General features: G+C 49.0%; 12 protein-coding genes, 1 tRNA gene and 1 riboswitch. Of the genes, 1 reads left to right on the forward strand and 12 read right to left on the reverse strand.

Annotation, left to right across the window (positions count from 1 at the left end):
• Nucleotides 1–134 precede the first annotated feature (134 nt).
• From GQY55_RS09030 to GQY55_RS31270, 8 genes are all read right to left on the reverse strand, one after another.
• On the reverse strand, nt 135–845 hold the full coding sequence (locus GQY55_RS09030) for a TetR/AcrR family transcriptional regulator (protein ID WP_201452125.1): 711 nt from the start codon (nt 843–845) through the stop codon (nt 135–137).
• A gap of 355 nt (nt 846–1,200) precedes the next feature.
• Nucleotides 1,201–1,923, reverse strand: a complete 723-nt coding sequence (locus GQY55_RS09035) for an MBL fold metallo-hydrolase (protein ID WP_160040326.1) — start codon at nt 1,921–1,923, stop codon at nt 1,201–1,203.
• Between the two features lie 102 nt (nt 1,924–2,025).
• Nucleotides 2,026–3,198 (reverse strand): FAD-dependent oxidoreductase, encoded by a 1,173-nt coding sequence (locus GQY55_RS09040; protein WP_160040329.1) that lies wholly within the window; start codon nt 3,196–3,198, stop codon nt 2,026–2,028.
• 111 nt (nt 3,199–3,309) lie between these two features.
• On the reverse strand, nt 3,310–4,716 hold the full coding sequence (locus tag GQY55_RS09045; RefSeq protein WP_236575500.1) for an MDR family MFS transporter: 1,407 nt from the start codon (nt 4,714–4,716) through the stop codon (nt 3,310–3,312).
• 250 nt (nt 4,717–4,966) lie between these two features.
• On the reverse strand, nt 4,967–5,110 hold the full coding sequence (locus GQY55_RS32045; RefSeq protein ID WP_201452130.1) for a PEP-utilizing enzyme: 144 nt from the start codon (nt 5,108–5,110) through the stop codon (nt 4,967–4,969).
• 228 nt (nt 5,111–5,338) lie between these two features.
• A riboswitch (cyclic di-GMP riboswitch) is annotated at nt 5,339–5,426 on the reverse strand.
• A 269-nt stretch (nt 5,427–5,695) separates the two neighbouring features.
• Nucleotides 5,696–6,391: an NADPH-dependent F420 reductase gene (locus tag GQY55_RS09055; RefSeq protein WP_236575501.1), complete on the reverse strand. Its 696-nt coding sequence runs from the start codon at nt 6,389–6,391 to the stop codon at nt 5,696–5,698.
• A 53-nt stretch (nt 6,392–6,444) separates the two neighbouring features.
• Complete coding sequence (locus GQY55_RS31265; RefSeq protein WP_236575502.1) at nt 6,445–6,639, reverse strand: hypothetical protein; 195 nt, start codon at nt 6,637–6,639, stop codon at nt 6,445–6,447.
• A 250-nt stretch (nt 6,640–6,889) separates the two neighbouring features.
• Nucleotides 6,890–7,057: a TetR/AcrR family transcriptional regulator gene (locus GQY55_RS31270; RefSeq protein ID WP_236575503.1), complete on the reverse strand. Its 168-nt coding sequence runs from the start codon at nt 7,055–7,057 to the stop codon at nt 6,890–6,892.
• Between the two features lie 482 nt (nt 7,058–7,539).
• Between GQY55_RS31270 and GQY55_RS09065 the strand changes: the two genes are divergently transcribed.
• Nucleotides 7,540–8,718, forward strand: coding sequence for an MFS transporter (locus GQY55_RS09065; protein ID WP_160040338.1), 1,179 nt, complete (start codon nt 7,540–7,542; stop codon nt 8,716–8,718).
• Between the two features lie 399 nt (nt 8,719–9,117).
• Here GQY55_RS09065 and GQY55_RS09070 read toward each other — a convergent pair.
• The 4 genes from GQY55_RS09070 to GQY55_RS09085 all read right to left on the reverse strand — a co-directional run bounded on the left by GQY55_RS09070 (nt 9,118) and on the right by GQY55_RS09085 (nt 13,260).
• Nucleotides 9,118–9,202 (reverse strand) — tRNA-Leu (locus tag GQY55_RS09070).
• Nucleotides 9,203–9,499: 297 nt separating this feature from the next.
• A complete protein-coding gene (locus GQY55_RS09075) occupies nt 9,500–10,591 on the reverse strand; it encodes a carbohydrate ABC transporter permease (protein ID WP_160040341.1) in 1,092 nt (363 codons plus the stop codon).
• Nucleotides 10,592–11,674 carry a carbohydrate ABC transporter permease gene (locus GQY55_RS09080; RefSeq protein ID WP_160040344.1) on the reverse strand — a complete coding sequence of 361 codons (1,083 nt, stop codon included), beginning with the start codon at nt 11,672–11,674 and terminating at the stop codon, nt 10,592–10,594. It lies immediately after the preceding gene.
• Between the two features lie 167 nt (nt 11,675–11,841).
• Nucleotides 11,842–13,260: an ABC transporter substrate-binding protein gene (locus GQY55_RS09085; RefSeq protein WP_160040347.1), complete on the reverse strand. Its 1,419-nt coding sequence runs from the start codon at nt 13,258–13,260 to the stop codon at nt 11,842–11,844.
• Nucleotides 13,261–13,297: the final 37 nt, after the last annotated feature.

Genomic DNA, 13,297 nt, shown 5'->3' on the forward strand with positions numbered 1-13,297 from the left:
TTACGGCATTTCTCGCGGTAAGCGCTCGAAACACTTTTTTCCAAACGTCGTCCATGCAAAGTTCCCTTAAATAAGTGCAAAAAGCAACCATCTCGGTGAATGGCTGCTTTTTACTTGGTATGTGGGGTTGACCTTTACTTACGGCTGCTTATAGAGTTCCTATTTAAACCATTTGCATGCACAATGCCGTTCAAGATCACTTCTATTCCCCAATAGAACCGTTCCTTCGAAACGGTGTCCCCTGAGAACAACTCCTCCTTCATACTGTGAATGAGAGGGAAGCGAACGGGATCCGTAGCCTGGTAGGAATGCTGGATGGCCGCCATATGTTCTTCTCCGTGCTTGGATCTAGCCGCCTGCTCGAAGGCGACGGAGGAAACGTAAAGCAATAACAGATCCATCCCCCATGCCGCGGAGGTGGACGTGATCCCGCCCTTCTGCAAGACCGCAAGCAAGTATTCGTTCAACCGGAATGCATGGGTTCCGATCGGAATCGCCTGAAGCGATAGCTCGGCAAGGCCGGGCTGCTCCATCAGTAGCATGACATACGCATCCAGCGCCCGGAACAGCTGCTCCTTCCAATCACCATCCGTAAGTTCCGGCAGGACGAGCTGGCCAAGACCATGATCCAGCACATAGGAGCTCAGCTCCTGTAAATTTTTCACGTATACATAGAGCGACGATGGCCCGGTATCCAGCGCTTTGGCTACCTTCCTCATGCTCATGCCAGAGGTGCCTTCCTCTTTCAGCAGTTCATAGGCAGTCTTCACAATGATCTCATGACTTAGCGGTTCTTTGGCCGGACGAGCCCGGCGACTGATAATTTCTCGATTTGGTTTCATCATACTTTCCTTATATCATGCCGGAAGCAAATAGTAAATCCTCTGTTAGATTTACTTATGCCTACATTATCTTTTAGCGGCATATAAATTCCCCCCTTCTTTCTGATTCAATTCAAGGGGCTGTCAGATCTCTGTAAGATCAAGATCTGCGATCTAGAGAGACACGCAAAACTCAGTTGCAAATCAGGCCACGCTCAACATTTGAAATTCGAACCTTTATGCAGTATGCGCTTTTCGAATTATTTTTGATACATTGCTCCAAGATAAAAGTTGGTCTAGCATTGGTCCATTGGACCTGTCTACAAATGATATCATGTCTTTGGTGGTGGTAAATTTATGTCAGTACTCGTGTTACTCGTTACTTCGCCGGGCCAGTTGCAGCAATTTGTGCGATTTCTTCATTCAATGTTTCAGATTCGTACAACCCGCCGTGGTAGCAGATCACACGTTTAATATCATAAGCAGCGAACTTCGCTATTGATTGATACGCTTTGTCTAAATCAGGTGTCTGCATCGGGTTTGGACCTTGTAATTTAGGTCCGCGAATGACCAGTGCATCGCCAGCAATTAATGTTTTTGAATCAGGATGGTATAAGCTTATGTGACCCTCAGTATGACCTGGCGTATGAATAGTGATGAGGCCGTCAGCAATATCTAGTTCTTCGCCACCTTCTAATGTGCGCTTTATAAATGGTGTTGTCGGAGCTACGTAACCCTCACTAAATTGGGCATCTAATGGTGAAGGTACTCCTTTAACAAGAGGTCGATCACCTTCAATATATGGACTTTCTAACTCATGTGCAAATACTTCAATGTTTGGATTAACTTCAAGCAGTTTGGCCAGACTTCCAACATGATCGATATCTTGGTGTGTCAAAATGATCGCTGTTAATTGGCCGATGGATAAATCACATTTTTCTAATTCCGCAGCGATCATTTTTGCGCTATCTGGCAAACCTGTGTCTACAAGTATTACAGCATTTTCACTTGTAATCAGGGTAGGATGAAGCGGCCATTTCCCCCCTGGAAAAGCCGGCACATCGATGTTTAAAGTGATTGGTTCAATAATCACCTTTGTCATATTAAATTTAGCCTCCATGTGTGTATTTATTAAAATTAAATACGTATCAAGAATTTTGTAGTTCGTTGTCAGATGATTTCATTATTTCACTTCAAGGTAAGATTAAGCTTCGTTATACTGCTCGTGGTATGAATTCATCAATTCAGTAAGATTCGGCGCTGCATCATCTGAAAAGCACAGGGTGAGATTATCATTGGACTCTCGAGCTTTTTCCGAAGCGTATTCGTACATTTTCTCCTCGTATTCCTCAATTGCCTTAGCTTGATCATCATGCCGAATAATCGCAAGAGCTAGTTCCATTGCGTCCTGCATCGCCAAATTGACTCCTTCGCCGGCGAAAGGTGACATGACATGAGCCGCGTCACCGATAAGCGTAACGCCGGGATTTCTGTTCCACTTAAACCCGATCGGTAACATGTAGATCCGTCTTGGAAGAACAGCTTCTGCCGCATAGCGGATATAATTCTTTAGCGATTCATCCCAATCTTGGAAGAGCTCTAGCAGTTTTGCTTTCGCATCCTGCGGATTTTCAGACCCAATACCGATTGTATCAAGCCATTCCCGATCAACCTTCAGACTCGCATACACCTTAATGCGCCCGTCGCCATTCAACTGCCCCAAAATGCCTTTGTGATCGTCCAATGCAAACACTTTACCACGACGGTTAAATGCTGCTAAATCAGGATGACGATTAGCAGCGTCCACGACATTAAGCTCGAACATGGTTAGTCCCGAATAACTGACATCCGTATCCGAAAGCAGCGGACGAACACGGGAGAAGGCGCCGTCCGCTCCAACTACGAGATGCGCGGTATCTACGAAGCCGTTCTCGAAATGAAGCTCGGTCATGCCGTTGGCGAGTGAAACGGCCTTGTTCAGTTTATATCCGTACCGGATGATCGCTGGGTCCAACTTGCTTAAAAGTAAATCGCAAAGCACGCCGCGATCGATCTCTGGCCGGCCTCCTGGAGCATCCTCATCGGCCACTTCATCAATGTAGCATTTTCCAGTCTTATCGAATAACCGAAAGTCCTCGCCTTCGTATCGTGCCACTTTTTGAAAAGCCTCATAAAGTCCTGCTTCCTTTAGCGCTTGCTGCCCGGAGTCCTCATGTATGTCAAGAGAACCCCCGCGCTCGTGGCTCTTGTCTGCCATCTCACGTTCATAAATAACCGTTGGAATGCCATGTTGTTGAAGAATAAGTGCAAGTGTGAGTCCACCTGGGCCGCCTCCGATAATGGCGATATGCTTTTGATTTTTCGTAGTAGTTGTCATTTTAATCTCTCCTTAGCTTAATCATTGGATTTTATACGAACAACGTTCTTAAGGAACACCGTTCGTTTAAGGCAGTAGATGGGCTTTTGCGTATCTTTACGTTAGTAAAAGCTACTTCGATTGAGGTGACTGGGATCGCGCAGTTGTAGCATCGGTACGTTTTGCGAAAAATAAACTGAGCACAAGTGCAGCTACCGCAAATCCAAACGTAATCCAGAACGTAGAACCAAAAGCATGCCCTAACTGATCGAGTGTGTGATCGACTGGAAGTTTTCTAATCTGTCCAGAAAGAAAAGCCATCGTAATCGTTACACCGAAAGATGACATAATTTGCTGGGCAGAAGTCGTTATCGGTGTCACGCGGCTGACTAGTTCCTTCGGAGCCGACTTGAGCACATGGGTATTGATCTGCATCAACGTTAAGCCCTGGCCAAGCCCTGCGAAGGCAAAGCTGCACATGATGTACAACGGACTGGTATGGGCAGTAATTTGTGTCAAGGCAAGTAACGATCCGGATAAGGACAGAATACCAATCAAGGCAATCGGGCGAACTCCGAAACGGTCAAACAACTTACCACCGACGTTGATCCCGATCGTCGACAGGATTGCCTGCGGGATGACATACAGCCCCGCCTCAAGCGGCGAAAGTCCCTTTGCCTGCTGCAAAAACAGCGGGAATAATAGAATGCTACCGAACGATGCGATCTGATTGAGCCAAGCAACGATAATCCCATGAACGAATGCAGGAGAGCGGAACACCCTAAGCTCCAGAAGCGGATATTTTTGCCGCAGTTCATGCCAGATAAATATAGCCAGCAGGAGAATTCCGCATACAAGCGAAACAAGCGTCCATATATCAGACCATCCCTTCTCACCTCCTTGATGAACTGCGAACACAAGCGATGCAAAGGAAACCGGAGCCAAGAGTGCGCCCACTACATCTAGCTTACTGTTATGCCGCGGCTTCGCTGTAGGCAGATACCTCCAAGCCATCAAGAGCGCGATTAGACCAACAGGCACATTGATGAGAAATATCCAATGCCAATTCATATACTCAATGAGCCAGCCCGACAGAATGGGACCAAGAATCGGAGCGAGCAGCATCGGAATGCCGAGAATTCCCATTACTGAACCTCGCTTGTCAGGAGGAGAAATGGAGAAGGTTGTTGCAATCCCGATTGGAGCAACCATGCCACCTCCGAGTCCTTGGATGATTCGGAATAGGATCAGTTGCTCAGGCGTCTGAGCCAGCGCACATAACACAGAAGCGACAACGAACAGCACGATGCTCGTCATAAACATCCGTTTCGGTGAGAAACGGTCCGAGAACCAACCTGCGAGCGGAATGACGGCTGACAATGACAACGTGTAGGCAGTAATTACCCATTGAATGGTGCTAAGATTCGTATGAAAGGCGCTTACCAATTTCGGAACTGCGACATTCATAATGGTGCTATCCAAGATGACAAGAAACATCCCAGAAGCCACAGCAAGCAACACCGGCAATATTTGTTTCAATGAAAATGCGGCTTGCGTACTCCCTGAATTATTTGTTGACTGCATGTTTCACGCTTCTTTCTGTTTAATTTAGAAGAACCATTTCATGAACTCCAATAGGAACATCTCAGTTATACCACCACGAACACCGTTCGTCAAGTACATTGTTCGTTAAAAATTACAATCAGTTTCGACTCATCCTGCTGCGGCAATTCATTTATTTCTCCTTTTCGTGCCCTTCGCTCCGCGTAACTGTGGTAACATACTTATGTTAACCATGTAATAATGCCATTCGTACCATCGACGGGAATCCGCTCTCCACTTTCAATGTATTTGTGACGTTCTCAATGGCGACGACAGCTGGAATACTATATTCTATTGCTGCAATCGCCGCATGGGAGGTTGCGCTCCCAATTTTCGTAACAGGGCACCTGCAATCTTAAATAAAGATGTCCAGATCGGCGCGCTATAAGTGGAAACGAATAGCCCCCTTTCTCAGCTTCTTGAACTCCGAAGGATTCATCACGATGCAGACTTTGCCCTCGTACACACTGCAAATCTGCTTCGAATATCATCGTATTCTCCTCAGTTTTCTAGACAAACAAATAATAAAAACACGACCCCATAGGCCGTGCTTGGCAGGTTAGTAAACCGGCGGTCATCACTTAAGCAGTGAGAAGATCCGCGGGCTTTGCGTGCACTGCCTTTCGACAGCTTTGCCGTTTACTTAAGAATATTAAACAACAAAAAAGGTTCCTGCCCTGCCGGAAAAAGCAGATCAGAAACCTTTCATGGATGAAATGATGCGGTTGGTTGGTGAAATGGCAAACGCCAAGCCAACAGTCATGAATATTGGGTGTGGATTCCCAACTGGCAATGGATAAGTATCGGGCCCGAATCCGGCTACTGGCACGTCTTCGGGCATTGGGAGACTTTGCCCTTAAAAGCAACCTCGACCTAATTTGCTCTGCAAAATACTTCTTAAGCTGTTACGATTCTTTTATTTACTCAATGATTGATGAACAACCTTAAGGTTATATACAGGCGTTCCCAAAACCCCCCATAAGCTCATGCTAAAGGGTAAAATAGCCTCCGTTCCCCGCGCTGCTTTAATATCGCCCATATCGAGGATGGCGCCGGATTTCCAACCAAACCATTGTTGCAGCCGTTCCTTTACCTCGTTTTTTGCATCATTGTCGTTTCCACAGATAAACAGATTATGGTCGCCATCGGCAAGCTGAGTCGGATTGACCATCAAAGGCGCAGGCAGGGTATTCAAGCCTTTTACAACCTTTACATCAGGGAAAGTCCTTTGGATCTGCTCCCCCAAAGAATCCGTATTGCTAACAAACAATATTGGAGGCATTCCTTGCGAAAAATCAAGCGGATTGGAAAGGTCGATCAAAATTTTTTTCTCAAGCTGTTCGCTTCCTGCCAGCTGCAGTGCCTCGATCGAGCCTGACCCGCTCGTTGCATTAAACACGATTTCCCCGAACGCCGCGGCTTCCTTGAACGAACCGATCCAGGCATTTTCACCTGCCTTTTGCTGCCATTCTGTCAGCTTTTGCGGATCCCTTGTGCCAATCATAACTTGTTGACCAATCGCTGCAAGCTTGCCTGCAATCGTTTGTCCCACCTTACCTGATCCTAAAACTCCAATTTTCATCGATATTCCCATTCCTTTCGCTTCGCTCAAGAGCATAAACGGAATTGAATTCCGTCAGCCTTGGGCAATGTTTTTTTATTTTGTCAAACCACATTATCAGGCGCAATGACAGCACCGCCAAGCAGCCGATGAATAATATCGGCATGAGCTTGTTTTTTCTTGGCATATTCCTCTTCCGTCCAGGTAAAAATGCCGCGGTCAAGCCAAAAAGAAACGCCCACTAGCAAAAATTCCGCAGCCAGCTCCGGTTGCTGAGTACTGAACTCCCCTTTTTCCACGCCTTGCCGCACGATTTGTCTAACAAAAGGGCAGCAGGCTCCGGATTTCGGCAACCATCCATTTCTGATGCAGACTGGCGTTGCTTTCAGTGTGCACGTATTCAAATACTGCCTCGTCCTGCTCATTTGCCAAAGCCTCGGTGAAAAGGTATAACAACTTCGCGGAAGCATTCAAATCCGTACTGTCAACCAAACGTTGCACTTGCTCGAGCCGCGAAGCTAACGTGCGTTCACAGGCCGCATTGATTACCTATTCTTTGGATTGAAAATAGTAGTAGAACGTTCCTTGGGCGACTCCAATTTTTTTGACGATATCGCTGACCGACGTCTGTTCAAAACCTTTAGTATTAAACAATTCCATCGCTGCGTTCAAAATTTCATTCCTACGTTCCTTCGGATTTTTCGTGATTCGCGGCATCGTAACGACTCCTTTTCATTCACTCCTGTTCTTGATTAAAACATACTCATTGACTGACTGTCAGTCGACAAGATGCAATCATTATATTATTTGACTGACCATCAGTCAATACTCGAATTTTCAAAATTAAAAAAGGTATTAGACTCACGCGGGTGCACTGAACAAAAGAGCCATGTCTTTATAAGAGCGGGAGACCGAGGTGAGTTGCCAAATCCACGCTTCTTATCAAGCCCGAATTCGGCTCATCTCCTCCCGGCTGATTTTTAAACTACAGATCGTCTTTGTACAGCGGACATGAATAACCTCGTTAGTGTTCCGACCGTTTTTTTGAAATATTCGGCATGTGAAGATCTACTATTCGGATCACTCCTGTTCGTTTTTTAAAATTTTTTAATTGACTGATAGTCAGTCCAGGATATAAACTTATTTTACAAAAAAATGACTGACAGTCAGTCAAACAAAATGATAAGGAGAACTTCCCAATGAACAAAAGAACGATTTTATTTGTGCTTGGCCTCTCTGCCGCCATCGTGTCTCTTGCACAAAGCTTATACGTCCCTTTGCTCCCGGACCTGCAGCGGGATCTTCAAACTTCGTTGTCTTTGGTCAACCTCACCGTTACTTTATTCACGGTCGCGATGGCCGTCATGCAGGTTGTGCTTGGACCTGTCGTCGACCGTAACGGTCGCAGGAAAATTCTGATCCCCGGGATGATTATTTATGTATTAGCTACAGTAGGATGTATGTTTTCGTTTTCGATTGACATGTTGCTTATCTTTCGTGTGCTTCAGGGGATCGGCGCAGCCGCTGTACCCTTGGTTGCCGCAACGATGATCGGAGATGTATTTGAAGGTAAGGAGCGGGCCGAAAGCATGGCCACGTATCAAATGATTCTGGGGATCTCCCCTGCTGTTGGTCCGCTGATCGGCGGCTTGATCGGGTCGGTTGCCGGATACACTGGGGCTTTTGGCTTTGCGGCGGCCAGTGCTGTTCTCATTATGATTTTTGCCATCTTCATGTTACCGGAAACCAAACCGGCAAATTCATCAGGCAAAGGAACGCGGCCAGGGCTAAAGGCGTTTAGCCGAATTTTTAAAAGCAAAACCGGCAGGGTCGTCTTAATTAGCGGTTTTGTTCTGTATGACGTCTTTTACACGTTCATTGTATTCCTCCCTATAATATTGGAATCCCAATACGGCTTGGGTGCTGCAAAAATCGGCCTTTTTTCGCTCGCGCTAATGGCCTTCAATCTTGCCGGGAGTAAACTGAGCGGGAAGCTTCAAGCCAAGATCGGGTCTGTAAAAGCGCTGTTTGGGGCCGGTTCGCTTGTTATAGTCAGTCTTGTCATTTTCATATTTGCTGCCCAGCTTTCTCTTGTTTTATTGCTCGTCGCTTTGATGCTGACCGGGTTCGTGAGTGGACTGGCGATGCCTGCAATGCCTACCTTGCTGTCGGCGGAATTCGTTCAAGAGCGGGCGACCGCTATGGGAGTTTATAACTTTATCCGTTATCTCGGCATGGCGGCAGCGCCGATGATCGGCAGCGTCCTGTATCCCGCAGGCGGTACTTCCTTGTTGATCGGCATAACGGCTGTTTTTGTTGGAGTCGCCGTAATCGCAACCCGTCGTTTATTATCATCGAAGGAAGAACAGACGGTTTGACCATTTTTTTAATCAAAACCAGTAAGCGGATGATCATAGTAGTAAACAGCCGCTTACTGCTGTTTTGTTATTACTCGCCGGGTTTGGTTGTCGTCGAACTATGCAGTTTCGTGTTCCGCGGGACTTGTCGGTATACGGTACACAGGAACTGCCTCCCTTCATCAACCCATTCCCGGCGTCAACATTCGTGATATCGAAGAGTTGCGGATCCGAAATCTTGAACAGTTCCCAAGCCTTGCATCATGCGTTCAAGATGGATTTGTATATTTCACGTTTTTGCCGATTGGGTATTATAAATTTTTTTAGGTCATACGTGGTCACTTGGCAGATTCCATATATTCAAAAAAGCTCCTGAATCATCGCAAGGATGAATTCAAGAGCTTTTCTTTGTTGCTGTGATGCGGTCGAGAGGACTCGAACCTCCACGGGGGGTTAGCCCACACGGACCTGAACCGTGCGCGTCTGCCAATTCCGCCACGACCGCATATCGGTCATCGTCTTCGTCGAAAGTGTTCTTTCGCGGCGACAAGATAGATCATACCATGACAAGCCTATCAGCGTCAAGCATTTTTCGTCAAAAAAAGTTTTTGAGAATACAAAAAGCCAACCTTGCCCTTCGTAAATGCTCCATCCCTCTCTAATAAAAACAGGCATATCCGCAAAGCGCCCGTTCCGGCGGCGTTCCGGACATGCCCGTGTTTCTGATCATATGATACAAAACGCAAGTGCACTATCATTTCCGATTTACGGTTTGGCGGGAACTTCGTCCCCTTTTACCCGTTTACCCTTTTACCGAACCGCCCATCAAACCTCTGACGAAATATTTTTGCAGCAGGAAGAAAATCGCCAGCGGCATCAGCATCGAGATGAAGGCGGCCGAGGTCAGCAGATGCCAGTCGTTTCCGCGCGAGCCGACCAGGTCGGCGATCTTCATCGACATCACCTGCACGGCCGGCTGGTTGCCGATAAAAATGAGCGACACCAAATAATCGTTCCATACCCAGAGGAACTGGAAAATGCCGATCGAAGCAAGCGCAGGCACGGACAAAGGCAAAATCAGCCTGCTGAAAATGGTAAAATGGCTTGCCCCGTCGATAAACGCGGATTCGAACAAATCCTTCGGCAGCTGGCTGATAAAGTTATACATAAAATAGGTGACAAGCGGCAGTCCGAAAGCCGAATGCGCCAGCCAAATGCCGAGGTAGCTGCCGTTCAGGCCCAGCGCGGTAAAATCCTTCAGCACGGGAATGAGCGCCACCTGCAGCGGCACGACCAGCATTGCGATGATGACCGCAAATATCGTTTTCCGGCCGGGAAAACGCAGCCAGGCGAAGGCGTAAGCGGCAAACGAAGCGATCAGGATCGGAATGACCGTAGCCGGAATGGCGATTGTCAGCGTGTTCCAGAACGCTTGCGAAAGCCCCGTTCCTTTTTCCTTCGTTTCGCTGCCGTCCGGTCCTTTCAGCGTATATTCTTTGCCGGAAATGACGTTTTTGTAGTTGTCGAGCGTCAGCGTGGTGCTGGCCACCCAGCCCGGCTTCTGCACGCTGATTTCGCGGCTTCTGCGGTTTTCCCAGATGAGGCGCTCGTCACCCGACTTCACGCCCGCTTTCAGCTGGTCGTCGGAGTAGGTTTTGCCGTTCACCTCGATCGGCTGGCGCAGGTCCACGTCCTTGGACAGCTTGATCGTATCCGTCGTTTTCCATTCCTGATGCGGGAATACCTTCCACCAGCCGGTCTGAAGAATATCCGCGGCGGGTCTGAAGGAAGAAATCAGCAGGCCCACGGTCGGAATGAGCCAAATGAAGCAAATGATGCCGAGGACGAGGTTGACGAGCCACTTTTTGCCCTTTTTCTTTTTTCTTCCGGCCATTTAGAATCCCCCCTGCTTGCGGATTTGGCGAAGGTTGAAGTAGATCACAGGCAGCACCGCGATCAGGAGCACAATCGCCAGCGTCGAACCGTACCCGAAGTTGCGGTACATGAAAAACTGCCGGTAGAACTGCGTCGCCACCACTTCGGTGTCGTATTGGCCGCCCGTCATGACCATGACGACGTCGAATATTTTCAGCGTGAACACGATAATCGTCGTCGTGACCGTCAGCAGCGTGGTCGAGATATACGGAATGATGATGCGGAAAAAGATGCGGATCTCCCCCGCCCCGTCCACGCGGGCCGCTTCCAGGATATCGTCGGGAACGCCTTTGATCGCCGCCGAAAAAATAACCATCGCAAAGCCTGTCTGCATCCAAATGAGGATGATGATCAGGAAAAAGTTGTTCCATGGCTGAAGCATGGTCACCCAGGCCTGCGGCTCGCCCCCGAAAGCGATGACGATCGCGTTCAAGAGGCCGATCTGCTCGGTGCCGGGCTGGTAATAATAGACGAACTTCCAAATGACGCCCGCAGCCACAAAGGAAATGGCCATCGGCATGAAAATAATCGATTTTGCGATCCGCTCATAACTGCTCCGGTCCGCAAGAATGGCGATGAGCAGCCCGAAAGCCACGCAGGCCAGCGTGCCGACGAATACCCACAGCAGGTTGTTGCGCAAAGCAGTCGCGAGCAGCCGGTCGCTGAAAATCGCCAGGTAGTTGCCCAGACCGACGAACTTATCAGAAGATGCATTAAAAAAGCTTAAATACAGCGTCCGCAGCGCCGGCAGCACCAGCAGCCAGCCCAGCAGAAGCACCGCCGGCCCGATAAAAACAAACGGCAAAATCCGACGGCTGATGTGCTCCGGAAACTGCTCCGCCGCCCAACTGAACGAAAGATACAGCAAATAAACGCCCGCGACTCCCCATAGAACCGCAAACAGCGCCGTCAGCAGCGGATTCAGCGTCGAATCCCGGAAAAACCAAAAGATGACGCCATGAACGAGAAGATTAAGCAGCAGCACCGCGACAAAGAGCAGTACGGCTATCAGGCTGAATTTGGTTTTGGCTTGCGTATTCATAAGTCATTCCTGCCCTTCGATATCCGACATCCCTTTCAGCGTTGGCAAGCCTGGCGGAACGGGTTAAGCCCTTGAGGGAATGATCGGACTAGAATTCTTTCAAAAAAAGGGGCGGCCGTCGGCCGACTACCGCCCCTTCCCGTCGATTAAATCACAATAAATTGCCGTTATTTGCTGTCCCAGCCCTTTTGAATCTGCTTCAATGCTTCGTCAAGGTTGACCGTTCCGCTAACGTAGTCGGTCATGCCTTTCCAGAAGGAGCCTGCGCCGACTTTGCCCGGCATCAGGTCGGAGCCGTCGAAGCGGAGCGTTGTTGCGTCCTGGACGAGTTTCGCCATCCGTCTGTCGGATTCGGAGTTGTACCAGTCGAGCGATGCGTCGTTCATCGGAGCGATGACGCCGCCGGATTGCACCCAAGTTTTGATGGACTCGCCCGTCGTGAAAAACTCCATGACGGCGCGCACTTCCGGACGGTCGTTAAACATCGCGTAAATGTCGCCCGCCACGAGCACCGGTTTGCCGTATTTCTCGTCGATCGGCGGCAGATAGAACCAGTCGTAGTCCTGGTCCACTTTCGCGGTTTCAGGGAAGAAGCTGGTAATGAAGTTGCCCGTCAGGTTAAACCAGGCTTTCGGCGGATTTTCGAACATCGGCTTCGGCGCATCGCCAAAGGCCGTCGTCACGATCGATTTGGTGCCGCCGTACACGTAATCCTTGTTCAACCAGATTTTGGACATGATTTCGAAAGCGTTTTTGACCTCAGGCGAAGTGAACGGCAGCTCGCCCTTGACCCATTTGTCGTAGTTTTCCGGCGAGGTCGTGCGCAGCATGATGTTTTCGATCCAGTCGGTTCCCGGCCAGCCGGTGGCCGCGCCGCTTTCGATGCCGATCGCCCATGCAGGATCTCCGTCCTTGGCGATTTGCTCGGTCAGGGCCATCATCTCATCCCAAGTCTCCGGCACTTTGTATCCCGCTTCGTCAAACTGCTTTTTCGGATACCAGACAAGGCTTTTTACGTTGCTGCGGTTCCAGATGCCGGCCATGATCTTGCCGTCTTTGCCGTCCATGGTCCCCATGTCCAGCCAGCTTTGATTGTAATTTTTCTTCAGCTTTTCCTGGTCGAGAATGTTCGTCAGATCGACGACTTTGCCGGTTTTCGCGATCGAGGCGAGCAGGCCCGGCTGCGGGAAGTCGGCGATATCCGGCGCGTTTCCGCCGTCGACGCGGACGTTGATCGTCGCTTCGAACTCCTTGGAGCCTTCATACTGGATGTCGATGCCCGTTTTTTCCTCGAAATCCTTGATGCTTTCTTCGAATTTCTTCTGGTCGACGTCGACGAACGGTCCGAACATCGTCACCTTCGTGCCCTTATACTTGCCCTGCATCGCCAGCTCCAGCGGCGATCCGTCTTTGCCGGTTTCAGGCGGTGTGGTGGTCTCGGTCGTTTCTTTATTGTCTCCCCCGGAGGCTGCAGGCTCTTTCGTCGGCCCCGCATCTCCCGAACCGCCGCAAGCGCTCAGCATCATCGTAAAGGATAGGCAAAGCGAAAGCAGCAGCGAGGTTTTGGCTTTTTTTGCTTTTGTCATACTCAAACATCCCCTTTTTATATTAGGCTGAAAAACA

The organism is Paenibacillus sp. USDA918EY (assembly GCF_009870825.1).
Classification (GTDB): domain Bacteria; phylum Bacillota; class Bacilli; order Paenibacillales; family Paenibacillaceae; genus Paenibacillus_AQ; species Paenibacillus_AQ albilobatus.

What these genes read in the sequence shown, in the direction of transcription:
- GQY55_RS09030 (WP_201452125.1), bottom strand. Translation starts at nt 845, where the DNA reads ATGATGAAACCAAATCGAGAAATTATCAGTCGCCGGGCTCGTCCGGCC.
- GQY55_RS09035 (WP_160040326.1), bottom strand. Translation starts at nt 1,923, where the DNA reads ATGACAAAGGTGATTATTGAACCAATCACTTTAAACATCGATGTGCCG.
- GQY55_RS09040 (WP_160040329.1), bottom strand. Translation starts at nt 3,198, where the DNA reads ATGACAACTACTACGAAAAATCAAAAGCATATCGCCATTATCGGAGGC.
- GQY55_RS31270 (WP_236575503.1), bottom strand. Translation starts at nt 7,057, where the DNA reads ATGCCGCGAATCACGAAAAATCCGAAGGAACGTAGGAATGAAATTTTG.
- GQY55_RS09065 (WP_160040338.1), top strand. Translation starts at nt 7,540, where the DNA reads ATGAACAAAAGAACGATTTTATTTGTGCTTGGCCTCTCTGCCGCCATC.
- GQY55_RS09075 (WP_160040341.1), bottom strand. Translation starts at nt 10,591, where the DNA reads ATGGCCGGAAGAAAAAAGAAAAAGGGCAAAAAGTGGCTCGTCAACCTC.
- GQY55_RS09080 (WP_160040344.1), bottom strand. Translation starts at nt 11,674, where the DNA reads ATGAATACGCAAGCCAAAACCAAATTCAGCCTGATAGCCGTACTGCTC.
- GQY55_RS09085 (WP_160040347.1), bottom strand. Translation starts at nt 13,260, where the DNA reads ATGACAAAAGCAAAAAAAGCCAAAACCTCGCTGCTGCTTTCGCTTTGC.